This is a genomic window from Bacillus sp. HNG (genome assembly GCF_003400205.1).
Taxonomy (GTDB): Bacteria; Bacillota; Bacilli; order Bacillales; family Bacillaceae_L; genus Ferdinandcohnia.
In genome coordinates this window covers 122,310-148,389 of record NZ_QUQV01000008.1, presented here as the reverse complement: position 1 = coordinate 148,389, position 26,080 = coordinate 122,310, and the positions used below count along the sequence as shown (strand labels likewise).

The following is a 26,080-nucleotide window of genomic DNA, read 5'->3' as shown; positions in this document are numbered from 1 at the left end:
ACCATGCATATATGCGCGGTTCTTTTTAGCTTTATATGCATGTTTTTCCAATCTATGAAGCAAACTAAACCATCATATCATAGGTGGGTATTCGTATGTCTTTTTTCAAAAAGAATAAAAAGGAACCTCAGCAGCAACAATCAAATTCTAACGAAAACTCAGTACTAAACGAGGAATTGATTAGCTCGCAACTAGAAGAGAATCTTGCTGAAATACAAAGTATTTTCAGTAAAACGCCTGATTTAGTTGTGACAAACCTTGTGATTAAACAAACAAAGGCGAAAGCTTCACTCGTCTATTTAAGTGAACTTACTGATTCTACAGTGGTCAATGAGCATGTATTACAACCATTGTTATTTCAGGTTGATATGAATAATGAGAATCCCACACCAAAGGTATCGATTGCCCCAATTAAGGAAGTAAACACATGGTCACAAATTACAGATGGAATTTTGCAGGGAAAGAGTGTCTTGTTTGTTGAACAATCCGCGGTGGCATTCCTTTTAGATACTGGAAAATGGCCGGAACGATCAATCGAAGATACTCCGATTGAATCTTCCATTTATGCAGAACATATCGGGTTTACAGAATCGGGAAGTAAAAATATTGCACTCATACGCAAGCATATCCAAAATCAAAATTTAAAAATAAAAGAATACATTATTGGTGAAAGAGGGAAAACAAAGGTCTCCATTTTATATTTAGACGATGTTTCCAACCCCGAGTTGATTAAGGAACTTGATACCCGGATTAATAAAATAAAGGTTGATAGTATTTCAAATTGTGTAATGTTAGAAGAATACATTGAGGATAATCCCTATTCGCCATTTCCACAATTTCTAATAACGGAGCGAACTGATTTTGCAGCTTCGGAAATTTTAGTTGGAAGAATAGTAACTGTGGTGGATGGAGCACCAAATGTCTTAGTGGCTCCAGCGACTTTTTTTTCGTTTTTTAAAAGCATGGACGATTATACCTCACGTTGGATGGTCGCATCCTTTATCCGCCTATTAAGGTATGTTGGCTTTTTTATGGCTATCTTTTTACCGGCGACTTATATTGCGGTGATTGCGTTTCATTTCGAAGTAATTCCATTGAAATTGCTTATGTCCATTGGGGTGTCACGGGAAAAAGTGCCATTTCCGCCATTCATTGAAGCATTAATTATGGAGATTGCTCTGGAGATGCTACGTGAGGCCGGAATTCGACTCCCCGCAAAGATTGGACAAACCGTTGGAATCGTCGGTGGTATTGTCATTGGACAGGCTGCCGTACAGGCTGGGATTGTCAGTAATATTATGGTCATTGTTGTAGCATTAACAGCCGTCGCTTCGTTTATTATCCCAAATTATCAAATGGGAGCCTCCATCAGGCTTATCCGTTTCCCAATGATGATTATGGCCTCTTTATTTGGTTTTGTGGGATTAAGTGTAGGTTTAATGATATTAATTATCCATCTTATTGAGTTAAAATCACTGGGTATCTCCTATGCTAGTCCTGTATCCCCCTTACGAATACAGGGCTGGAAGGATTTGTTTATTCGCTTCCCACAGTGGTCAATTCTCAAACGTCCAGTTAGTTCTATGGCCATTCAATTGAGAAGGGCCGATTCCAGTCGTCCAAAGGGTGACAAAAAATGATGAATGTTCAAGGAAAACAAATCACATTGTTGCAGTTCATCTTATTAATTCATGGTGTTCAAATTGGGGTTGGCGTTCTTACCTTACCTCGAGATTTAGCAGAAAAGGCGGGGACTGATGGTTGGATCGGCATTATTTTAGGGTGGTTCATTGCGACAGTCACAAGTTTAATTATTATTCAAATTATGAAAAAACACCCGAATGGAACAATTCTTGACCTTTTGACATTTTACTTTGGCAAGTGGGTAGGTAAAGTGGGTGGGGTGATTATGGGATTGTATTTTGCTCTTTTAGCCCTTTACTCGTTTATTACAGAAGCGATGTTTATCCAAGCTTGGGTCTTGCCTCGAGCATCCATATCTTTACTCGTGATATTATTAGCAATCCCTTCGTATTTATTGGTCCGTAACAATATTCAAATTATAGGAAGGTATTCTGTGGTTGTTTTTTTTATGACGATTTGGATCATTTTCTTTTATATGCTTTCTTTAAAAGAAGCCGAATTTTTGAATCTACTTCCCCTACTAAAGGAAGGCTGGCATCCAGTCATTAAAACTGTAAAAATAACCATCATCACATTTGTTGGCCTTGAGATTACCTTTTTCCTTTATCCATATTTACAAAAGAAGGAATACGCTTCAATGGGTGTTGTTATTGCGAATACAATTACAATGTTTGCCTACTTGATGATTACGCTTGTTGCATTTGTCATTTTTAGTCCTGATGAAATTGCAAAATATAATGAACCAACTATCACCATTTTGAAGGTCATTGAGCTTAAATTTATCGAACGATTAGAGATTGTTTTGTTCGCTTTATATATATTTGTCATGTCTACAAAAGTCCTCCCACTTATGTTTGTATCTGTCTTTAGTACAAGTTGGTTATTTGGTAAAGAGGAACACACAAAACCGTTATTTTGGTTACTCGTATTTAGTGTGATTTTTGTTATTTTGTTTCCTCCTTCCGCAAATATTAGTTTGACATGGCATAAGGAATTACAGACACTAAGTTACTTCTTTACGTACGCATTCCCCGTTTGTTTATGGGGATATGTCCTCGTACATGGCCTTTTTAAAAGGAGGAGCATGAAATGAAACGTTATTTCCATACTTTTATGATCCTTCCACTTTTAATGATGCTTACTAGCTGTGGATACCAAGTTCCTTTAGAAGATACGACGATTGTCTTCATCTTAGGGATTGATCTTGATGAAGACAATAATCTCGTTTTCTATGAGTCCAGCCCTGTATTTAATAAGGGAGCAAAGGTTCAAACCGAGACATATCGCACAAAAGCGGATACGATACGAGATTCTAAGAAGTATTTTGATGCAGTAGAAAGTGGCGAGGTTACAGGTGCGAAAATCCAGATCCTCTTATTGGGAAAAAAGGTTTTGGAACATGAAAATTGGTTTCCAATATTAGATACGTTGTACAGGAACAGTACTTTTTCGCTTAATACAAGAGTTGTTGTTGTGGACGGTCAGGTATCGGATGTTATCTACTATCAACCGAAAAGCAATGCCTATCTTGTCATGTATTTAAAGAATGTCATTGATAAAAATCATAAACGAACGCGGACGGAAAAAGGGACCCTTCAACAGCTCCATTCTGAGTTTTATGATAAGGGAGTGACACCAGCTTTATCCAACGTGAAAAAGGGTGAAAGGGTTGAAGTAATTGGAAACGTGTTGCTTGATAATCGTGGGAAATATGCAGATTCTCTAGATTTATCAGAATCAACATTATTCCTTTTTTTAAAGCATAATCAGAAACATCCAATTAGTTACACAACCATCACAATACCGACTGATAATGAGGACGGAATTTTTCATAAGCATGATCTGAGTTTTGAGGTAACAAATGTGAAGTCCAAAATTAAAACATCGCACGAAAAGGAAAAGTTTAAATTTGATGTCAAAGTCTCCATGTCCATTCTTATTCTCGAAAGCCTATTATCTATGGATATGAAAACAAATGAAGCGAAAATCAAGGAAATCATTGAGGAACGGTTGAAAACGGAATATGAGAAATTGTTTAAAAAAATTCAAAGTCATAAAATCGACCCAATTGGATTTGGCATCTACGCCAGAGCCTATGAATACGAACATTTCAAGAAAGTCCAAGAAAATTGGGGAGAAGCCCTATCACAGGCCGACATCAACGTAACCGTCGAAGTCGAAATCAAAGGCATGGGCACCGTCAACGAAACCAGCAAGTAACCACAGGGACGGTTCTTGTGGCTCCACCAGGGGCAGGGTGCCAGAGGGACGGTTCTTGTGGCTCCACCTGGGACAGGGTGCCAGAGGGACGGTTCTTGTGGCTCCACCAGGGGAAAGGCACCAGAGGGACGGATCTCATGGCTCCACCTGGGACAGGTGCAATAGGGACAAGTTCTAGAAGCTCCCGCGGGACAATCTCCAGCGCCACAAGGACGATTCACCGTGGCTCCACCGCACAAATCCCACCAAATATCATAGCCTGAACTATAATTGGGTTCAGGCCTCTTGTGGTAGTTTATGGTATTATTTATGTAGGAGTCTAACCCTAGACGTGATGGAGTTCTCTCCATAAAATAGTGGGTCACGGAACCTGTCCCTTTGACCCAGAAGGAATTGGTGGTAGTGTGTTTAAGATATTGTTGATTGAAGATGATGTGACACTGTATAACGAGATCCGGGAGCGTCTGTCCCAATGGTCATATGATGTGTACGGAATCAAGGATTTCGGCAATGTGATGAAGGAGTTTACCAGTATCCAGCCTGACTTGGTTATTATTGATATTCAATTACCGAAGTTTGATGGCTTTCACTGGTGCCGGATGATTCGAACCCACTCCAAGGTCCCGATTATTTTTCTGTCATCAAGGGATCATCCAACCGACATGGTGATGTCGATGCAACTGGGTGCCGATGATTTTGTTCAAAAACCGTTTCATTTCGACGTCCTGATTGCGAAAATTCAAGCCGTTCTTAGAAGAGTCTACAACTATAGCCTTGAACAGCAAATCCATTTAAAAATCTGGAACGGGGCTTCTATTGATTACGTAAAAAACACCGTGCAAAATGAGGCCGGAGGAATTGAATTAACGAAAAATGAAATGTTTATATTAAAAATTCTAATCGAGAACGTGAACCAAATTGTCAGTCGTGAGGAACTCATTAAAAGCTTATGGGATGACGAACGTTTTGTGAGTGACAACACGCTAACTGTAAACGTCAACCGTCTGAGAAAGCGACTAGAAGAAATTGGTCTTGGTCAACATATTGAAACCAAAGTTGGACAAGGGTATTTGGCAAGGGAAGAGGTAGGCATGGAATGATCAAGAAGTTTCTCATCGAAAGGCGCAGTTGGATTCTATTTTTCTGTCTTTTTCAGGTCTTCATTCTATTGATTGGCTACCTCGACTCATCTCTGTCATTTCGTTCTATGCTCTATATTGTCTTTGTCTTTTTTGTCATTTTTACATTATTTCTTATCATTCGTTACAACCGGGAAGTTTCCTTTTATCAAAACCTTCATGATTGGGACCCGATTGTCGGTGTTGATAGTCTTCAAGAAGGAAAGACTCCATTTGAAAAAATGGTAGAATCCACTCTCAAACAGCAACATCATTTTTATTTATGTGAGATAAGCCATCATGCAACAAGTGTTGAGCAGGAAAAAGATGAGTTATTATCTTGGATTCATGAAGTGAAGACGCCACTTACAACTTTGAAATTAATGATTGAAAGAGTTGAAGATAACAAGTTAAAAGAGCAATTGATGTCAGAATGGCTTCGGGTTCACTTGTTGCTCGATCAACAACTGCATCAGCGCCGAATCCCATTCATGGAAAATGACCTTTTTATCGAAAAGGTTGATTTGGAGAAACTACTGATTCCAGAAATCCAATCATTAAAATCATGGTGCTTCCAAAAGGGAATCGGGTTTGACATGTCGTTTGAGGTTTCAGAGGTGTACTCTGACGGAAAATGGCTCCAATTTATTTTGCGTCAAATCCTAACAAATGCGGTGAAATACAGTGAAAACGCAGAAATAGAAATTCGTAGTTATCGAAAAAATGAAACTGTCATTCTGGAAATCCAGGATTACGGCCGTGGAATAAAAGAGAAAGACCTGTCACGCATTTTTGAAAAAGGCTTCACGTCTACAACCGATCATCAGGATCATGCCGCAACTGGCATGGGTCTCTATCTTACAAAAAATGCGGCCAAGCCGTTAAAAATACATATAAATGTCCAGACTACATATGGAGAAGGTACGATTTTTACGTTAACCTTTCCAAGGAAAAATGATTTTCTTAAGCTAACAAGCATGTGACGAAAATGTCACATGCTTTCATGTTTTGTTCGCTGATTCGAAGGAAAAAGTGCCGAATCCTGTCTATGATAGAGATAAGGAGTGGATAAGATTGAATATTTTAGAGGCAAATAAAATAATTAAAACGTACGGAAACAAGTGGAACCGCCAAGAGGTTTTAAAAGGAATTGATATAGAGGTAAAAAAGGGGGAGTTTGTTGGGATCATGGGTCCATCAGGCTCTGGTAAAACGACTTTGCTAAACGTGCTTTCATCGATTGACCGTGTGAGTTCTGGTTCAATTCGTGTTGAAGGCAAGGAATTCACGAGTATGAAGGATAAAGAACTAGCTGAGTTTCGAAAACGTCATCTTGGGTTTATTTTTCAGGAATACCATCTTTTAGATACATTAACAGTCAAAGAAAATATTATGTTACCATTGACGGTTAACAAAATTTCTCCGAAGGCTGCACAAATCATGTTTGAAGATGTAGCAAAGGAATTAGGTATTTTTGAGGTGAGGGATAAGTATCCAAATGAAATTTCAGGTGGGCAGAAGCAACGGACTTCAGCAGCACGAGCTTTCGTTCACGAGCCTAGCATTATTTTTGCGGATGAACCAACGGGTGCGCTTGATTCGAAATCTGCCTCAGACTTACTGAATAAATTAAGTGACTTAAACGAAAAACGAGAAGCGACGATTGTCATGGTTACTCATGACCCTCAAGCAGCAAGCTATTGCAGCCGCGTTATTTTTATCAGGGATGGTCAAATCTTTACGAAATTAAATCGTGGCGAGGAGAGCAGGCAAGACTTCTTCAACGATATCATTAAGACGCAAGCCGTGTTGGGTGGGGTGGGAGCATGAGCTTTAAAAGCCTCATCTTTCGAAATTTAGTAAAGAACATCAAAAACTATTACTTGTATGTGTTTGCTCTAATCTTTAGTGTGGCTTTGTATTTTGCCTTTGTGACACTGCAGTATGACCCATCGATGGATGTAACAGAGGGGTCGGTTAAAGGGGCTGCCGCAATGAAAGCTGCGTCCGTCATGCTAATTGGCATCGTCACGGTCTTTCTTGTCTATGCCAATACATTATTTATTAAGCGTCGTGGGAAGGAAATTGGCTTGTTCCAGCTTGTCGGAATTTCAAAAAGAAAGACGTTTTGGATCTTGAGTGCTGAAAATATGATTCTGTATTTCGGGTCAATGATCATTGGAATTTTCCTCGGTTTTGTTTCATCGAAACTCGTGATGATGATTCTTTTAAAAATCATTGGGATTGATGAGGTCGCAAAATTGCGATTTTCAACAGAAGCCCTCGTACAAACGGTGATTGTATTTGCAGCTATTTATATTGTGATTATGTTGTTGAATGCTTTGTTTATTAAAAGACAACAGATTTTATCATTGTTCCATAGCACATCAACATCTGAAGAGCGAAAACGAAAGGTCTCTGTCCTTGAAGTTATTATGGGGATTCTCGGACTTGCACTTATCATCTTTGGCTATTATTTATCTACTAAATTATTTGATGGTCAGTTTAAGATGATGGAGCAAATGTTTATGGTGATGTTGGTGATTCTTGGGTCCGTGATTATCGGAACGTATTTCTTTTACAAGGGCTCGATTCGATTTATTTTTAATCTGATTCGTAAAAAGGATAACGGATATCTCTCGGTTAATAAAGTGTTGTCATTATCATCAATTATGTTCCGGATGAGATCGAATTCGGTATTGCTAACCGTGATAACAACCGTTTCTGCATTGGCACTCGGGTTGTTATCGCTCACTTACATTTCGTATTATTCGGCTGAAAAAGCAGCGGGAGAGTCTGTCGTGAATGACTTTTCGATTCCGAATGAGGAGCGCGCGAACCAATTTACGGATATTTTGGATGATGCGCACATTAGCTATACAAAAACTGAGATTGATTTGATGAATGTAAAAACGGATCTATCGAATGTCCTAGAGATTGAAGACACAGAGTTATTGGATCTCACAGCTCCAATGACAGTTGTATCGGATCGTTTTGTCGAGAATATTGATGTTGCTGAAAATGAATCGGTGTTCGTAAATAGCAACTCAGCCATACAAGCATTCATGACCTTTAAGACTGGAACTTTTACCATGTCCGGAAAAACCAAAACCTTCGAGTTGAATTATCTTAAGTATGAGGATATACGGTTGCTTCCATTGCGATTAACAGGCGGAGGATTCCCAGTTGCTGTTGTCGATGACAAGGTATACCAGCAATTAGCCGCAGATGTTGATCCGGAAGTGTTTAATGAGTTTCCTGTGTATGTCGGAATTGATATTGACAAAAGGTCTGAGCTACAAGAAGCTAATCAACTTTTCAATGACCTTGAATTAGGACAATGGGCAGGACATCAGTCACAGCTCGATATTTTAACAATGCAAAAACAAAACATGGGCTTTATGATGTTTATCGTTGGATTTCTCGGATTAACCTTCTTAATTACATCGGGTTGCATCCTGTACTTTAAGCAAATGGATGAAGGTGAAGAGGAAAAAGGCAGCTACACGATTTTACGTAAACTAGGGTTTACAAGAACGGATTTATTAAACGGAATCAAGGCGAAACAATTGTTCAACTTTGGCATCCCATTAATCGTTGGGCTATGTCATAGCTACTTCGCAGTAAAATCAGGCTGGTTCTTCTTCGGAACCGAGCTATGGACACCGATGATTATCGTCATGGTCTTCTATACATTGCTGTACTCTATCTTCGGAATTCTGTCCGTGATGTACTATAAAAAATTGATTAGAGAAGCGTTGTAAGATTTGGCCGATTTCCTTCTATGTGGGAAATCGGCTTTTTGTGTTTGGTCGTTTTTGTTTTTTGTTTTTGTAAACATGAAGACAATTGCGAGCGGAAGTAGCGTCCGAAAGTCCTTCATACCCAGCTAAAAACATTTGCAACAAAATCACAATCATCCCCCCTAGTCCAACACCATAAAGAAAACGTAGTATTTTTCAAAAAGTACTTGACAAGACTTGCCTATAGGAATTAATCTTTCCTTAAGGAAACAATTTAGCGCCCATAAAAACATACTAAATTTTTTTAATCAAAAAGTTTCCTTAATGCAACATTTCTTCATTAATGCAAGGAGGAACTATAAAAATGAAAAAACGAAAAACAGGTTTCAGTCTATTTATCTTAGGATTAGCCATAATCGTGTCTTTAATGGGTTGTGCTAGTTCAGAAACTCAAACGAATGAAGAGTCAACAAATGAAGCGATTCAAATCGTCACGACAATCGCGCAGATTGGTCAGCCAATGCAAATAATCGGTGGTGATCGAGTGGAGGTAATTAGCCTAATGGGACCAGGAGTCGACCCACATTTGTACCAAGCGACACAAGGTGATATTTCGAAACTTCAAAATGCAGACATGATTTTATACAGTGGCCTAAACCTTGAAGGAAGAATGGGAGAAATATTCGAGAAATTAAAAGAATCAAAACGGATACTTGCAATAGGTGAGTCAGTTGATAAGGACCGCTTATTGAAGGATGCAGGGGGTGCAATTGACCCGCATATTTGGTTTGACTTAGACCTATGGAAGGATGCATTAGAAAGTGCAACCGAAGAATTAAAACAGTATTCACCCGAGGATGCTGACTATTTTGAACAAAACAAGCAAACATATTTCACAAAAATAGATGAATTGAAGGCAGAAGCGATAAGCAAAATGTCGAGTATTCCAAAAGAACAACGTGTCCTTGTAACAGCACATGACGCATTTGGTTACTTCGGTCGCATGTATGACATCGAGGTTGTGGGCCTACAAGGATTGAGTACAGAGGATGAGGTTGGGTTATCCGATATTCAATCGACAGTAGATTTGTTATTTGAAAAAAAGGTACCTTCCGTATTTGTAGAGAGCAGCATCAACCAAAACTCAATCAAGGCAGTCATTGAAGGTGCGGCCAAAAAGGGCTTAGATGTGAAGTTGGGTGGTGAGCTTTTCTCAGATGCAATGGGCAAAGCTGGAACTGAGGAAGGTACCTATTTAGGAATGTATCGTCACAATGTAAATACGGTATACGATGGACTTACAAGGAGTGTTAAATAATGGATGTTCTTCATGTGGATGGGCTTAGTGCAGCTTATCGTAAAAATACAGTTCTTCATGATGTTTCATTTGCAATCAAGCAAGGCTCACTTACAAGTATCGTTGGACCAAATGGTGCTGGAAAATCAACCTTAATCAAAGTATTGCTAGACCTACATCCCCGATTATCAGGTGCAACTTCCTTTTTCGGCACAGCTTTAAAAAAGGTAAAAGCAAAGGTTGGATACGTACCACAACGGGGATCTGTGGATTGGGACTTTCCTACAGACGCATTAGATGTGGTGATGATGGGAATGTACGGACAAATAGGATGGGTGAAGTGGCCAAATAAGCGCCATAAAGAAAAGGCTCTTGAGGCATTGGATAAAGTGGGGATGGCTGATTATGCCAACCGCCAAATTAGTGAATTATCAGGCGGGCAGCAGCAACGGGTCTTCTTAGCAAGAGCCCTGATTCAAGAAGCTGATTTGTATTTTATGGATGAACCACTTGCAGGTGTCGATGCGGCTACAGAGCGAGCCATTATGACCATTTTAAAGGAATTAAAAAATGAGGGAAGAACCGTACTCGTTGTCCACCATGACCTTCAGACCGTGGAAGATTACTTTGATCAAGTTTTATTTTTAAATCGTACCGTTATTGCACATGGGGATGTCCCTTCAACTTTCACCATAAATAATATTGAAAAAGCTTACGGTGGAGCTGTTCGTTGGTTAAAAGGGGGAAGCGAAATTGTCCATCCTACTTTCAAGTAACTTTCAATGGGTATTATTTAGCACACTGCTTCTTGGAATTGCCTCTGGTTTAGTTGGTTGCTTGGCTTATTGGAAAAAACAAAGTCTCATGAGTGATGCTTTATCTCATGCAGCTCTTCCTGGTGTTGTAATCGCGTTTCTTATCTTCCAAGTAAAGGATTTGCATGTATTGATTATAGGAGCTGCTCTAAGTGCTCTTGTTGGAGCAGTATGCATCATGTTCATAAAATCAAACACTCGGATTACAGAAGATACAGCAATGGGAATGATTTTAGCGGTATTTTTTGGCGGCGGAATTGTCCTGCTTACACTTGTCAATCAGAGTAGTGAAGGAAATCAAGCGGGGTTGAATCATTTTATATTCGGTCAGGCGGCCTCAATGGTTTCGTCAGATGTTATGACAATGTCTATCCTTGCAGTAGCCGTCATTTTGACTGTTATCATCGGCTTTAAAGAATGGAAATTATTCCTCTTTGACCCTGACTTTGCGAAAGGTCTAAACCTATCAATAAAAGGAATGAATTTCATTTATTTAATGTTACTAGTCCTAACAGTTGTGATAGGCATACAGGCTGTTGGCGTGATTCTAATGTCCGCTCTACTCATCATTCCGCCTGTTAGTGCGAGATACTGGACACATTCCTTTAAGACGATGATGTGGTTATCAGGAATTTTTGGAGGAATCTCGGGTGCTGTAGGTACGACGATAAGTGCGCTAGGTGTCAGTTTACCAACAGGCCCATTCATTGTCGTCACATCAGGTTCTATTTTTCTATTATCCTTATTTTTTGGAATGAAAAAAGGCTTGGTCGTCGAATATATCATGCTGCGAGATAAAAAGAAGGAAGTCCAAGACTTAGCGATTTCCAATTCTGTTTTAAAGGAGGGAAATCAATGAGTTACACAGCGTGGATTTTACTAACAGCGTCCCTAGTTGGAATTTCTTGTGGAGTTGTGGGGGTATTCTTAATCCTCCGCAAAATGGCGATGATGGCTGATGCCATTAGCCATACAGTCCTACTTGGTATTGTCGTAGCTTATCTGCTTACCCAGAGCTTAAGTGGAATACACATGGTAATTGGTGCTGCCGTTGCCGGTATTCTAACAACGTATTTTGTGCAATGGTTTCATTCGAGAGGAGTCGGGCAGGATGCTTCGATTGGAGTGGTATTTACAACACTCTTTGCTATCGGGGTGATACTGATTGCGACAAAAGTAGGAAATGCCCATCTGGATGTTCAACATGCATTAATGGGGGAAATCTCATTTGTTCCTTGGAACACGGTTACTGTACCTATGCTTGGAAGCATCCCTTTAGCTACACTCATGCTTATCATTGTCTTATTCATCGTCGTTGTGGTTATCGGGCTCTTTTATAAGGAGTGGAAACTTACCACCTTTGATCCAGCACTTGCAGCGAGTATCGGAATCCCAGTACTTGGGTTGCATTATTTATTTATGACACTCGTTTCTATTACAACAGTTGCTTCATTCGATGCAGTTGGTGCCATTATGGTGGTTGCAATGCTAATTGCTCCAGCAGCGGCTGCTTATCTTTGGACCGACAAACTTCATGTGATGCTCTTTCTAAGTGCTGCCTTTGGGGTTATGTCAGCTGTTCTGGGATATTATTTTGCACTCTGGATTGACTCGTCTATCTCCGGTTCCATGGCTTTTGCCACAGGGCTTATCTTTTTAATAAGCTTTGTCCTCTCGCCGCGACATGGAATGCTTTCAAATTGGTTACGCCCTGGGACAAAGGGACAGGTTCCTCGTCCCGATTAACCGCGTTCGTAAGGGAGCTGTCCCTGTTGTGCCCCCTTACTAGAATGGTAGAAAGGATGGTGGAAACATGCAAAGAAGTTCAAGGATCAACTCCAAAATCATTAAATACTCCATAATATTAAAGGCTTTAGGAATCATTGACAGAGACGACTTTCAACAAATCGTGGGTAGCTGCTCGAATGAATTTCTGGAATCAGATGAATGATTAAAGGTGGTGTTGAAATGTGATTTCCGCTAAGCGGGAAACGTACCTTTTAGAGATATATGCAAATTTAAATGAAGAAGGTTTTACGCGTGTATCTCAATTAGCGAAGTCATTGAATGTTTCCGTTCCCTCTGCATCAAAAATGGCAAAGAAGCTAAAGGAGGATGGCCTTCTTGAATTTCAGCGATATGGAATCCTTACACTCACAGAAAGAGGAAATCAATTGGCTAAGGAATTAGCCTTAAACCATGAAGTCCTTTCCCGTTTCTTTCAATTAATTAAAGTCGAAGATGAGGAAATTGAAAAGGAAGTTAAAAAAATAGAATCACATATTAGCAGTGCCGTCATAAGAAAATTGGATGCTTTTTTAACGAATAGGATTTAGGGTTAAGGGATTTGGAACATAGAGCCATGTATTATAAGAAAGAGCCGATTCCTGTTAACAAGGGTTCGGCTTTTTAAATGAGTTTAGTGGTTGTTTTTGTAAGCATGAAGACCATTCCGAGTGGAAGCCACGTTCAAAAAGTCCTTCATAAGGTTGATGAAGACCATTACGAGCGAAAGCCACGTTCAAAAAGTCCTTCATAAGGTTGATGAAGACCATTCCGAGCGAAAGTCGCGCTCAAAAAGTCCTTCATAAGGTCGATGAAGACCATTCCGAGCGAAAGTCACGTTCAAAAAGTCCTTCATAAGGTCGATGAAGACCATTCCGAGTGGAAGCCACGTTCAAAAAGTCCTTCACAAGGTCGATGAAGACCATTTCGAGCGAAAGCCACGTTCAAAAAGTCCTTCATAAGGTTGATGAAGACCATTCCGAGCGAAAGTCGCGCTCAAAAAGTCCTTCATAAGGTCGATGAAGACCATTCCGAGTGGAAGCCACGTTCAAAAAGTCCTTCATAAGGTCGATGAAGACCATTTCGAGCGAAAGCCGCGTTCAAAAAGTCCTTCACAAGGTCGATGAAGACCATTTCGAGCGAAAGCCACGTTCAAAAAGTCCTTCATAATGTCGATGAAGACCATTCCGAGCGAAAGTCGCGCTCAAAAAGTCCTTCATAAGCCAGATGAAGAGCACTTGAAGCGTAATTCACACTCGAAATCCCGTTCATAAGCCATCCCCATTCCATCGAACCCAACCGAACAGGCCCCCCACGAACCATCCTGGACACACTTGCAGGGAACTCAAAAAAAATTTACTAAAAATCCCAAGCGAAAATACACCTTTCCCTATAATTAAACTATGTTTTACTAAACCTCTGTAAAAGCTGTAAAACCCTACCAAAACAACAATTAACCAATTTTTAACTATTAAATATTTTAGTAAAAATATAAATAAAACCGTTTACATTTAGTAAAATTCAGAATATAATGAGGATGTCATATAAAAAGGAGGGCATACTATGAAGCTCGTAAAAATGAAATCTATTTTCTTATTATTTATCGCAGCAATGTTACTTTTAGCAGGTTGTAGCTTGTCATCAAATGAAAGCGGTACCGATACTACCAAGGATGGTAAAGTAAAACTTCGCTTTGCTACCTGGGATGTTGGAGATGATGTTGATCTGCAGCAAGGAATGATTGATAAGTTCAATGAATCTCACGAAAATATTGAAGTTGTTTTAGAGGCGTATGGAAGTGAATATGATACAAAAATTACAGCTGGTATGGGTGCAAAGGATGCTCCAGATATTATGTATATGTGGAACTACCCGACATACAAGGATGCTTTAGAACCACTTGATTCCTATATTGAAAAAGAAGGCGCTGAGTATAAAGATAATTTTTATGAAACTCTTTGGAATTATAACTCAGCAGATGATCAAATTCTTGGGTTGCCAGTTGGATACACAACACATGTTGTTTACTACAACAAAGCCTTATTTGATGAAGCGGGTGTTGAATATCCACAAGCAGGCTGGACTTGGGAAGATCTTCAAGCAACAGCTAAAAAACTAGCAAACAAAGAAACAAAAGTATCAGGATTTGCTTTCTCAGGAAAGCCTGACCCATATGATTTCGAAATGTTCCTATGGGGTAACAACGCATCTTATGTTGATGAAGAAGGTAACTTAAAAGGAAACCTAGATTCAAAAGAATCAGTTGAGGTATTTGAAATGTTCCAGAACATGGCGAAAGATGGTTATGCCATCACAACTGAAGGTTCAGGTGCAACTGAAATGAAATCTGGTAAAGTTGCAATGTTCGTCTACGGTGCATGGGGACTTAACCCGTTAAAAGAGGCTGGTATTGATTACGGTGTAGTTGAATTACCGAAGTTTAAAAATGGACAAAGTGTAAGTATTTTAAGTTCTTCAGGTATTTCCATTTCAAAAAATTCAAAGCACAAAGAAGAAGCATTTGAGTTCATTAAATTCTGGACTGGTGAAGAGGCAAACAAAGCAAGAATTGATTTCGAACTACCTGTTTTAAAATCTGTAGTTGAAAGCGAAAAGCTTGAGGAAGACGAAATGAAGAGTGTTTTCTATTCCATGTTAGAAAAGAGTGAAGGCTATACTCCTGCTTCCTTTATCGTTGAGGACTGGAGCCAAGTATCTGACAATCTAAACTATGTGTTCGAATCTATCTTTAACCCAAGCACACTAATGGATCCAAAAGAAGCATTAAAGAGTGCTGCTGAGTAAAAAAATTCTTTGCTGTCTAGCTCCAGGAGCCATCGGCTCGAGTTATAAGCCAATCGCTTCGGAAGGTAAAATGCACCTTCTGTCAGCGCTCGTCTTATGCTTGTCGCCTAAAGCAAAGCTCCTTGTGCTTTTCTAGTGTGGTAAAGCGTTCGCAAGGCGCTTTACCCTATTTTCTAATCTGATTTAAGGGGTCATCTTATGTTAAATAAATCGAAGAAAGCGAATAGCTATCAGCTAGTAAGTAGGAAAGTACCCTATTTATTTATACTACCGTGGATTATTGGGTTTTTGGTGTTTACCTTAGGGCCACTTGCTTTCTCATTAATTATGAGCTTTTTTGATTGGCCGATAACAAGTGCACCAAGCTTTGTGGGAATCGAAAACTATAAGACTATGTTTACGGCTGACCCGCAATTTTATAAATCTTTAGCCATTACATTTAAATTTGCCGCGATTTTTGTGCCGTTAAACTTAGTTACTGCCCTAATTCTTGCACTCCTCATTACTCAGCCATTAAAAGGAATGAAAATTTTCCGTACCATTTTCTATTTACCTGCGGTGGTTTCCGGAGTTGCGATTTCAATTATTTGGGGCTGGATATTTAACTCTGAATATGGGATTTTCAACTATCTTTTATCGCTTGTTGGCATTGAAGGACCGAGATGGCTTGTGGATCCGAAGTGGGCCATCCTTACAATTGTAATTGCAAGTGCTTGGGGTGTCGGAACTATGATGCTGATCTTTTATACAGATATCAAAGGAATTCCACCAGAATTATATGAAGCCGCAGCAATTGATGGCGCAGGACCATTCCGTCAGTTTTTTAGCATTACCATCCCGAGTATTACGCCAACTATTTTATTCAACGTGATTACATCAGTAATCGCCGCATTGCAGCAATTAACACTCGTCTTACTCTTAACTGGTGGCGGTCCGTTAAAATCAACCTATTTCTACGGGCTCTATGTGTATAACAATGCGTTCAAACACCATGAATTAGGTTATGCAAGTGCGAATGCATGGTTTATGTTCATCATCATTTTAATTCTAACGATGTTAATTTTTAAATCATCATCGACATGGGTGTTCTACGAAAATGAAGTGAAAAAAGAAGGGAAGAAGAAAAAATGAGAATGTCAAAGAAATATAAAATCATCATGTACAGCCTTCTTGGATTATTTTCACTTTATTTCTTATTGCCTTTCGTGTGGGTAATCCTGTCAGCGTTAAAAACAGAGGCTGAGGTGTTTAGTTTCCCACCAAAGATTTTTCCAGATGTACCTCAGTGGGGAAACTTTATGGATGCATGGAACAGCCAGCCATTCGGTACTTATTTTAAAAACTCAGTAATCGTTACTGTAATGACAACTCTAGGTCAATTGATTTCGTGTTCCTTAGTTGCATATGGATTTGCAAGATATGATTTCAAATATAAAAATGGATTGTTCATCCTGTTGCTTGCAACAATGATGATTCCATGGGACGTAACCATGATTCCGTTATATATGGAATTCAATTTATTCGGTTGGATTAACACATTAAAGCCATTAATTGTCCCAGCGTTTTTTGGATCAGCCTACTACATCTTTTTATTAAGACAGTTCTTAATGAATATCCCGAAGGATCTTGAAAATGCAGCGAGAATTGATGGAGCAAACGAATTCCAGATTTTCTTTAAAATATTCCTACCGATTATGAAAGCACCACTTATCTTAATCGCGGTTTTAAATATTTTATTAGTTTGGAACGACTACCTCGGCCCATTAATTTACCTTCAAGATCAATCAAAATATACATTGGCACTAGGACTTGCAGCATTTAAAGGAATACATGACCTTCAAATTTTACCGATTATGTCAATCACTTTAGTCATGATTATTCCACCAGTACTCGTATTCCTATTTGCACAGAAGTATATTGTCGAAGGAATCAGTGGTTCAATCAAGTAAGATCAACATAGATTTATGCGGAGGAAGATAACATGCGACGAGAAATGAAGAGATGGGAGAACATTCATCTAACTGGGATCAACAGACTCCCAGCTCATACTGATTTTTATAGATATAAAACGAAAGAGAATGCAATCACTTTTAATAGAGAAAAAAGTATTGGATATACATTGCTTGATGGCGTGTGGAAGTTCTTATTTGTTGATGCACCAGAACTTTCACCGAAGGGATTTGAATCTGAGAACTTTGCGATTGAAGGGTTAGACGATATCGAGGTTCCATCTAGCTGGCAAATCAAGGGCTATGGAAACATGCATTACACAGATGTATTGTATCCATTTGCGATTAATCCACCATTTGTACCACAGGAAAATCCAACCGGGATTTATTTTAGAGAGTTAGAGGTTACCGACCTAGCAGACAACGAAGCCCTCATTTTAAAATTTAATGGGGTCGACTCTGCATTTGATTTATATGTGAACGGAAAGCATGTCGGCTATAGCAAGGTGTCACGAGTTCCTTCTGAATTTGACATCACAGAATATGTGAAACAAGGAAGCAACCGTTTAACCGTACGAGTTTATCAATTCTCAGATGGAACATATCTTGAGGACCAGGATATGTGGTGGCTATCTGGAATTTTTAGAAGTGTGGAGCTCTTTAAAATCAACAAGAATACACTTCAGGATGTATATGTAGAAACACTTCCAGATGAGAACTATGAAAATTTCACGTTGAAAATCGCTGGGGCATTTCTAACAAACCGTGTAAATGGCTTATTCGCTACTCTTTACCACGGCGGTGAAAAAGTAGATAGATTTGAAATAGAAGTAGTTGATGGCGAATTCGAGACAAGTAGATTAGTTGAAAATCCACTTTTATGGAATGCAGAGGAACCAAATCTTTATCACCTTCTATTTGAATATTGCTTACCGAATGGTGATCAGGAAGTCGTTCCGTTACGTATTGGGTTCCGTGCAATTGAAGTGATAAACAATGAAATTCGAGTCAACGGTAAACGTGTTTTCTTTAACGGGGTGAACCGCCACGATTCACATCCGAAGACAGGTAGAACGGTAACCTATGAAGACATGCTTCAGGACATTAAGATGATGAAGCAGTACAATATCAACGCGGTTCGTACAGCGCACTATCCAAATAATGATGTGTTTTATGACCTATGTGATGAGTACGGACTCTACGTCATTGATGAAGCAGACCTTGAATGCCATGGCTTTGAAAACACTGGCAACTACAATTGGATTTCTGACAACGAGCTATGGGAAAAACAATATGTCGATCGTGCTGTAAGAATGGTAAAGAGAGATCGCAACCACCCAAGTGTCATTATGTGGTCACTAGGAAATGAGTCAGGTGCTGGACGCAACTTCACGGCGATGTACAATGCAATTAAAGCAATTGATGCCACAAGATTAGTACATTACGAGGGTGACAGAGTTGCTGCATACAGTGATGTGTATACAACGATGTATACTCGCTTAAAGCCACTTGAAGAAATCGGTAAAGATGCTGAAGGCAAGAAGCCACATATTCTTTGTGAGTATGGTCATGCAATGGGGAACGGCCCTGGTGGGTTGACTGAGTACCAACAAGTGATGCGAAAATATCCTCGATTGCAAGGTGGCTTCATTTGGGAATGGTGTGACCATGGAATTGAAGTGACGAACGACAATGGTGAAACCTACTATTTATATGGTGGCGATTACGGAGACTTCCCGACTAACGGAAACTTCTGTATCGATGGTCTTGTGTTCCCAGACCGAACTCCTTCACCAGGTCTTATCGAATATAAAAAGGTGATCGAGCCAATTGTAACAGAAGAAGTAAAACTTGCTGAAGGAAAAGTTCGCGTTAAGAACCTATACGATTTTAGAAATTTAAGCGGGATCGTTCTTCACATTGAAGTTCAATCGTTCGGTAGCATTATTGAGGAAGTCGAAATGAAATTACCGAGCATCCAAGCACATGAAGCAGCAGAAATTGTTTTACCAGTCAATCTAGCAAAAGCTGCTCAACACGATGATGTTCGCATCTACTTAAGCTATCGTGAAGCAGAAGATACGCTTTACACCGAAAAAGGTCATGAGATTACAAAAGAAAGCTTCCTATTAGAATCGACTAAGATTGAAAAAGTAGTGAAGGTAGTCACATCAACTGGTTCAAATTTCATGATTGAAGAAGATGCAGCACAGCTTATCATTGAAAACGATAAGGTCAAGGCTGTTTTCTCAAACGTCTATGGAACGCTAGAATCGTTCGAATCCGAAGGGGAAGCAATCATTAACAAAGGACCGGAAGTAACCCTTTGGAGAGCGATTATCGATAATGATATGTATAAAAAGGATGACTGGATTAACAAGTACTTCCTGAAAAATACAAAGGAACAGCTTGGCGAAGTTTCTTATGAAGTGACTGATGACTATGTGGATGTTGTCATCACGAAGTATTTATCAACTGTTAACCAAGCATGGGGCTTCCACTTAACGTACAATTACCGCATCACGAAAGATGGTGCATTAAACATTGACCTAAAAGGTGAAAAGGTCTTACGAGGTATCGAAATTCCAGAAATGCTGCCACGAATTGGGGTAACGATGCATCTTAACCAAGATTACAACAATGTCACTTGGTATGGACGTGGGGATTCCGAATCCTATCAAGATACGAAACGTAGTCAGCCGATTGGACTATATAACAAGACTGTTCAGGAAATGCATACTGATTACGTGTACCCGCAGGAGAATGGATCTAGATGCGACACATCTTTCTTAGCAGTAGCAAAAGGTGAGAACGCGTATCTCATCAATTTTAAAGAAGAGCATGACTTCACGATTCATGACTATGAAACAAGTGCTCTTGAAGAGGCAAAGCACCGTGGTAAAATTAAAAAGTCACCATTCAATGTGTTGACGATTGATTACAAGCAAAGCGGTGTCGGAAGCAATAGCTGTGGTGAAGAGCAGCTACCTCCATATCGTACAATCATCGAGGACTTCCGTCTTCAATTTGAAATAAGAAAGATTGATAAGGATCGTCTAGTAGAAGAAAGTAAATTCTTTACAGCACGTTAACTTAATTCAGGCGGGGTTCCCCCTGAATTAAGTTAACAGACTTCGGCGGATGCTACGATTTTTTAAATGAATTTATTCGAGTATAAGATCAAAGACTAACAACGCCAAATCCTGTGGCAACGTCTTTGTGACCCACCTCGTGTGGGCCTAAAAATCGGGCGCAAATACGCCAAGGCGTATTTGATTTAAGGATAAGCAGGGGCAACCCTGCTTATTTCATAAAGGAGAATTATAGATGAAATTAGATATTCGAGAAATTCCTTTTTCACGATTTGGTTCTTATTTTTGTGTATCACAGGAAAAGGATTCTAAAGAGATATATATACGAGATGTTCATGGTGGTGATGATGCACCGTCGAAGCTTTTTAAAATGGATTTATTGCTAAATGGAGTTGAAAGAGAATTTGACATCCTTGCAACGCAAAGTTCGTTACGATTCTATTTAGTGGAGGATTTAGGGAAATATGCAGAAATCATCATTCCAGAAGAGGATGAGCTTCATATTGCCGCAAACGGTGTTGAGGTGCGCTTACAGGCAAGTAAAGTGAAGTACGACACTCTACACGAATATGAGGAAGGGATGTACGAATACCACATCTATCCAAAGGAATTAAAGTTGATGATTAGCAAGCTTTCTGGTGAAATGTCCGTTGAAGCACCATGGAATGTGATCGGTAATGATTTTATCGATATTCGCATGGGCAATGGTCACTTTGTCATCGAAAGCTATCGTACTGTGTATAAGCCAAAGAAAAATGCAAGCTTTGACGCGGGCAAAGAAAAAGTGGAGAAACTCTATCAAGAGTGGGTGGAGAATCTCACTGAGAAAAATGAAGTCTACCAACCTTCCATCGACCGCGCGGCATACATCACCTGGTCAAGTGTAGTTCATCCACATGGTCTCCTAACAGACTATGCGATGTATATGTCAAAGCTCTGGATGTATAACATTTGGTCTTGGGACAATTGTTTTAACGCGTTGAACCTTGGCGCCAAGTATCCAGAGCTTGCCTATTCCCAGTTGAAAATCTTTATCGAAACTCAGGATGAATCTGGGGCCTATCCGGATTTTGTGAACGATAAATTTATATCTTATAACTGTATTAAACCACCAATCTTTGCATATGTTTATGAAAAACTCATGGATGAGAATGACTATTTTAAGGAAGAAAGCCGCCTACGAGAGGTTTATGAATCTACCAAAAAAGTCATACAGTATTTTGATTTATATCGAACGTATGAAGGTAGACTACCACATTATAAGCATGGCAATGATTCCGGCTGGGATAATGCATCCTTGTTCCACAGAGGGATGCCAGTTGAAGCACCAGATCTTGCTAGCTTTTTAATTCGAACCTATGATATTTTAGCGAAATTTGCAGGAATTCTTGGGGAAGAAGCAGAAGTAAAGCAATTCACAGAAAAAGCGGATACAATGTTTGCTTTACTAATGGAGCGACTTCATGATAAGGATGGATTCTTTGGTAGAGTTGGTAAGGATGCTGAAAAAATCGATATCCGCACAAGCTTAATTTTACGTTTGCCTGTTTTAATTGGATACCGCCTCGATAAAAAGGTAATGGCTCAGCTTGTGGATGACCTTGTGGAAAACTTTGAAACGAAGTACGGATTTGCAACCGAAATGCCAACAAGCCCATTTTATAAAGAAAATGGTTACTGGCTTGGACCAATATGGGCCCCTGTCACCTATCTTTTTGTTGATTCATTAAAAAGTTTTGGCTACAGTGAAATTGGAGAGAGAATTCAAGAGAAATATTTAAAACTTACACTTGTCGGCGGTATGGCAGAAAACTTCGATCCTCATAATGGAAAGGGACTCGTCGATACCTCCTTCACATGGACATCAAGTGTTTTTCTTCAATTTCTTAAAAATAAATAGGCGGAGGTTTTCATGCGTAAATATATTGGGGAACTAGGTCTTACGATTGTTGCCATCATTTGGGGAAGTGGGTTTGTCGCAAGTGCGGTGTCGCTTGACCATTTCACACCGTATCAAATCCTTGCGATCCGTTTCCTGATTGGTGTCATTTTGTTAAGCCTTGTCTTTTTTAAGAAACTAAAACATATTAAAAAAAGTACGATTATCAAAGGTTCAATCATTGGAATCTTTCTATACCTAGCATTTGCCTTGCAAACAGTTGGGTTAGTATACACCACACCATCGAAAAATGCCTTTTTAACGGCGGTGAATGTGGTGATTGTGCCGATAATTGCGTTTTTCGTCTTTAAACGAAAAATGAATAAATTTGAACTCCTAGGTGCAGTGTTTGCGATAACCGGTGTGGGTGTGATGTCTTTGCAACTCTCTGGAGGCGTGAACTTTGGTGATTTTCTGACGTTATTATGTGCGGTTGGATTTGCATTTCATATTTTTTACACGGCCCAATTTGTGAAGGATGAAGATCCTGTGTTGCTAACGGTCATCCAAATGGCGGCGGCTACTGTTTTAGGCTTTATCGTAGTCCTTTTCAAAGGTGAAACGGATTTTGCTGCTAGCATTGAAGGCGTATCGGCAGTTCTATACTTAGGTGTATTTTCAACAACGATTGCGTTTCTATTACAAACCGTCGCGCAGAAATTCACAACCGAAACGAATGCAGCGATCATATTATCAACAGAAGCATTATGGGGTATGGTATTCTCAATCATCATTCTAAGTGAGGTATTAACCGTACGAATGATCATCGGAGCAATCATTATCCTTGCAGCAATCATCATTTCCGAAACAAAACTAAAGTTTTTGAAGAAAAAGAGCTACAAAGAAGCGATATAGCGAGTTTTCTCAAAAAGGGATGGGTATGAAAAATGGCGACGATTAAAGATATAGCGGATTTAGCACAGGTTTCCATGGCAACGGTCTCTCGGGTGTTAAACTATGATGAAACGTTAAATGTAACACCTGAAACAAAAAAGCGGATTTTCGAAGCAGCAGAGGAACTTAACTATGTCATCACCCCGAAAAAGAAAAAAACGAAAAAGAAAGGGGTCGTGGGGCTCTATTATTCTTATTCGCTTGAAGAAGAATTAGTCGACACCTACTATCTTTCGATTCGGGTGGCCCTAGAAAAGAAACTTGAAAGCCTTGGCATGGAAATCATAAAAATAACCAAAGACGACACAAAAAGAAGTCTTTCTAAAGTGGATGGTATCATCTGTCTTGGAACCTTTAAAAAAGCAGATATTGAATTGATCAAGAGTTTTGATAAGCCCTCAGTCTTTATCGATGCAAACCCAGATGAGGACCATTTCGATGCCGTGGTGATCGATTTTAACTCTGCAACAAAAAAAGCCCTCAATTATTTGGTGGAATTAGGTCATAAAAATATCGGGTTTATCGGCGGTGTCGAAACCGATATGTACGGCAACCGTTTCAAGGATTTGCGACAGGACGTTTTTGAATCATATCTAATGGAAAAAGGAATTTTTAATGAGGATTTCGTTAAAATTGGCGGATATAATCCAAAAGACGGTTACCAGATTCTGAAGGAAATGCTAAGTGAAAAAGAAAAGCCAACGGCCTTATTTGTAGCGAACGACACAATTGCAGTTGGTTGCTACAAGGCCGCCTATGAATTAGGTGTGAAAATTCCAGAGGACCTCAGCATCGTTGGTTTTAACGACGTTTCCTCTGCACAATACATGGTGCCACCACTCACCACAGTTAAATTGTACACGGAGATTATGGGTGAAGCTGCGGTGGACCTACTGCTTGAGCGTATCGCCACCAAGCGTGAAATCTGTAAAAAAATAACCATTCACACAAAGCTCATCGTACGAGGCAGTGCGACTAAGGTTAAGAAATAATGAATCAAACCACGAGACAAACGTTTCGTGGTTTTTTAATCAAAATGAATGGTTTTTCCTAAATAACCCATCCTAATGATAAGTAATTGGACCGAAGCAAATTCGCAGAAAAGGTGTTATTTTTATGTTGTTTTCTAACCCAGAAAGCTATATGACTGAGTATCATATAGGGATGGTTATGCTGTCTATTTTAATTGGCATTTTTACCTCGTATGTTGCGCTTCATTTAATCAATCGAGATGCAACAAGCACAAGAAATGATAAATTTTGGTTGATTTCAGCCTCACTCGTGATGGGTGGCGGTGTGTGGGCCGTTCACTTCATCGGAATGCTAGCTGTCCATATTAAGGTTACCGTAACCTATAATATTTGGCTCGTCCTTGCTTCCTTATGTTTGATTGTACTCTTTTCCATTCTTGCTTTTTCATTAATCTTACATTCTCAAAATCGTAAAACGGTAGTGATAAGTAGCTTTTTAATGGGATTTGGTATTTTTAGCATGCATTATTTAAGCATGCGTTCGATGCAGATGGAGGCCAATCTTACCTATGCAACTTTGTTGCTGCTTCTGTCGTTACTTGCAGCAATCATCGGATCATGGGTGACATTTTGGCTGTTTTCTCAATATCGTGATGCAACTTGGTTTGGAATAGTCGGCTCTATCACTTTAGGTTGTGGAATTGCAGGTATGCACTACATTGGAATGAGTGCGACAACCTTTGAAAAATTAGATTCCCATCAGCATAATGAGAGTCTTGGGGGATATGTTTTATCGGGGTCTACCATTGCGACGACAATTACAATCTTCCTTCTTATCATGTTTGTTCTCCTCCTTTTTCAAGCAAGCAGGGATCAAACAATGCAAACTCGTTTATTAGTGAGCGAGGAGCATTATAAGCGATTGGTCGAACTAGCACCAATTGGGATTATCATTCATAAGTTTGGAGTCGTTCATTTTATCAATTCAACAGGTATCAAAATCTTAGGGGGAACGGATGTTAAGCAAATGATTGGAAAACATTTTCTCGACTTTATTCACCCAGACTATCATCAAATTATTAAAAGTCGCTGGAAATCCATTCGTAATGATAAACCTGTTGAGGCAATCGAAGAAGTCATGATTCGGCTGGATAAGCACCCGATTTATGCTGAGGTTTCTGGTTCTCCGTACGAAATGGATGGAGAGACATTTGTCCAAGTGTTTTTTGCGGATATCACCGCACGTAAAGAAGCAGAAAGGATGATGTACCAGCTCGCCTTCTATGATGCATTATCAGGTCTGCCGAATCGGAGGTACTTTGCCAAAGAACTAGAAAAAGAAATTGATAAGGGAGAACCACTTTCGGTATTATTCCTTGATTTAGACGGATTCAAAGCGATTAATGATACGTATGGACATGATGTGGGTGATACTCTTATTCAGCATATTTCAACAAGATTGAAAGAAATTGTACCAGAAAAGGCCGTGTTATCGAGGATGGCAGGGGATGAGTTTAATATTTTCCTTCCCGACACAAACGTTGAGGAAACAAAGCGATTAGCTGAAACGATTATTCAATCGGTTCAGAAGGCCGTCATTATCGGGGAGTTTTCCGTTTTTGTGACCTCTAGTATAGGAATTGCCTTTTTCCCGGAGCACGGAGGCGCAGTAAATGCTCTTATGAAACATGCTGATATGGCCATGTTTGAAGCGAAGCGAAAAGGAAAAAATCAGTATCATTTTTATAAAAGGTAAAAGTTACGAATGAGTATAAAGTCTGGTTTTTAATTGTAATATAGTGAAAAAG

At 39.5% G+C, this 26,080-nt stretch carries 20 protein-coding genes; all 20 read left to right on the top strand.

From position 1 onward, the window contains the following. Positions 1-95 precede the first annotated feature (95 nt). Positions 96-1,640: a spore germination protein gene (locus tag DZB84_RS15705; protein WP_116353214.1), complete on the top strand. Its 1,545-nt coding sequence runs from the start codon at positions 96-98 to the stop codon at positions 1,638-1,640. Beyond that, positions 1,637-2,737, top strand: coding sequence for a GerAB/ArcD/ProY family transporter (locus tag DZB84_RS15700; protein WP_116353213.1), 1,101 nt, complete (start codon positions 1,637-1,639; stop codon positions 2,735-2,737). The genes DZB84_RS15705 and DZB84_RS15700 overlap by 4 nt, the downstream gene beginning before the upstream one ends. After that, positions 2,734-3,864, top strand: coding sequence for a Ger(x)C family spore germination protein (locus DZB84_RS15695; protein ID WP_116353212.1), 1,131 nt, complete (start codon positions 2,734-2,736; stop codon positions 3,862-3,864). The genes DZB84_RS15700 and DZB84_RS15695 overlap by 4 nt, the downstream gene beginning before the upstream one ends. Positions 3,865-4,268: 404 nt before the next feature. Continuing rightward, positions 4,269-4,964: a response regulator transcription factor gene (locus tag DZB84_RS15690; protein WP_116353285.1), complete on the top strand. Its 696-nt coding sequence runs from the start codon at positions 4,269-4,271 to the stop codon at positions 4,962-4,964. After that, positions 4,961-5,965 carry a sensor histidine kinase gene (locus tag DZB84_RS15685; protein ID WP_116353211.1) on the top strand — a complete coding sequence of 335 codons (1,005 nt, stop codon included), beginning with the start codon at positions 4,961-4,963 and terminating at the stop codon, positions 5,963-5,965. Before DZB84_RS15690 ends, DZB84_RS15685 begins: the two co-directional genes overlap by 4 nt. Before the next feature lie 91 nt (positions 5,966-6,056). After that, positions 6,057-6,812, top strand: a complete 756-nt coding sequence (locus DZB84_RS15680; protein WP_116353210.1) for an ABC transporter ATP-binding protein — start codon at positions 6,057-6,059, stop codon at positions 6,810-6,812. Beyond that, positions 6,809-8,746, top strand: coding sequence for an ABC transporter permease (locus DZB84_RS15675; RefSeq protein WP_116353209.1), 1,938 nt, complete (start codon positions 6,809-6,811; stop codon positions 8,744-8,746). Before DZB84_RS15680 ends, DZB84_RS15675 begins: the two co-directional genes overlap by 4 nt. 343 nt (positions 8,747-9,089) lie before the next feature. Beyond that, complete coding sequence (locus tag DZB84_RS15670) at positions 9,090-10,043, top strand: metal ABC transporter solute-binding protein, Zn/Mn family (protein ID WP_116353208.1); 954 nt, start codon at positions 9,090-9,092, stop codon at positions 10,041-10,043. Next, on the top strand, positions 10,043-10,798 hold the full coding sequence (locus tag DZB84_RS15665; RefSeq protein ID WP_116353207.1) for a metal ABC transporter ATP-binding protein: 756 nt from the start codon (positions 10,043-10,045) through the stop codon (positions 10,796-10,798). The genes DZB84_RS15670 and DZB84_RS15665 overlap by 1 nt, the downstream gene beginning before the upstream one ends. Further along, complete coding sequence (locus tag DZB84_RS15660; RefSeq protein ID WP_116353206.1) at positions 10,776-11,696, top strand: metal ABC transporter permease; 921 nt, start codon at positions 10,776-10,778, stop codon at positions 11,694-11,696. The genes DZB84_RS15665 and DZB84_RS15660 overlap by 23 nt, the downstream gene beginning before the upstream one ends. Next, positions 11,693-12,583 (top strand): metal ABC transporter permease, encoded by an 891-nt coding sequence (locus tag DZB84_RS15655; RefSeq protein WP_116353205.1) that lies wholly within the window; start codon positions 11,693-11,695, stop codon positions 12,581-12,583. The genes DZB84_RS15660 and DZB84_RS15655 overlap by 4 nt, the downstream gene beginning before the upstream one ends. 224 nt (positions 12,584-12,807) lie before the next feature. Next, on the top strand, positions 12,808-13,173 hold the full coding sequence (locus tag DZB84_RS15650) for a metal-dependent transcriptional regulator (RefSeq protein ID WP_116353204.1): 366 nt from the start codon (positions 12,808-12,810) through the stop codon (positions 13,171-13,173). A gap of 1,012 nt (positions 13,174-14,185) precedes the next feature. Next, positions 14,186-15,427, top strand: coding sequence for an ABC transporter substrate-binding protein (locus tag DZB84_RS15645; protein WP_116353203.1), 1,242 nt, complete (start codon positions 14,186-14,188; stop codon positions 15,425-15,427). 198 nt (positions 15,428-15,625) lie between these two features. Then, complete coding sequence (locus DZB84_RS15640) at positions 15,626-16,558, top strand: carbohydrate ABC transporter permease (RefSeq protein ID WP_116353202.1); 933 nt, start codon at positions 15,626-15,628, stop codon at positions 16,556-16,558. Then, positions 16,555-17,376 carry a carbohydrate ABC transporter permease gene (locus DZB84_RS15635; RefSeq protein ID WP_116353201.1) on the top strand — a complete coding sequence of 274 codons (822 nt, stop codon included), beginning with the start codon at positions 16,555-16,557 and terminating at the stop codon, positions 17,374-17,376. Before DZB84_RS15640 ends, DZB84_RS15635 begins: the two co-directional genes overlap by 4 nt. A gap of 32 nt (positions 17,377-17,408) precedes the next feature. Continuing rightward, positions 17,409-20,468 carry a glycoside hydrolase family 2 TIM barrel-domain containing protein gene (locus tag DZB84_RS15630; RefSeq protein WP_116353200.1) on the top strand — a complete coding sequence of 1,020 codons (3,060 nt, stop codon included), beginning with the start codon at positions 17,409-17,411 and terminating at the stop codon, positions 20,466-20,468. Positions 20,469-20,703: 235 nt separating this feature from the next. Next, positions 20,704-22,368, top strand: a complete 1,665-nt coding sequence (locus DZB84_RS15625) for an amylo-alpha-1,6-glucosidase (protein WP_116353199.1) — start codon at positions 20,704-20,706, stop codon at positions 22,366-22,368. Positions 22,369-22,380: 12 nt separating this feature from the next. Further along, positions 22,381-23,262, top strand: a complete 882-nt coding sequence (locus DZB84_RS15620) for a DMT family transporter (RefSeq protein ID WP_116353198.1) — start codon at positions 22,381-22,383, stop codon at positions 23,260-23,262. 32 nt (positions 23,263-23,294) lie between these two features. Further along, positions 23,295-24,293, top strand: coding sequence for a LacI family DNA-binding transcriptional regulator (locus tag DZB84_RS15615; protein WP_116353197.1), 999 nt, complete (start codon positions 23,295-23,297; stop codon positions 24,291-24,293). Positions 24,294-24,417: 124 nt separating this feature from the next. Then, positions 24,418-26,028: a sensor domain-containing diguanylate cyclase gene (locus DZB84_RS15610; protein WP_116353196.1), complete on the top strand. Its 1,611-nt coding sequence runs from the start codon at positions 24,418-24,420 to the stop codon at positions 26,026-26,028. Positions 26,029-26,080: the final 52 nt, after the last annotated feature.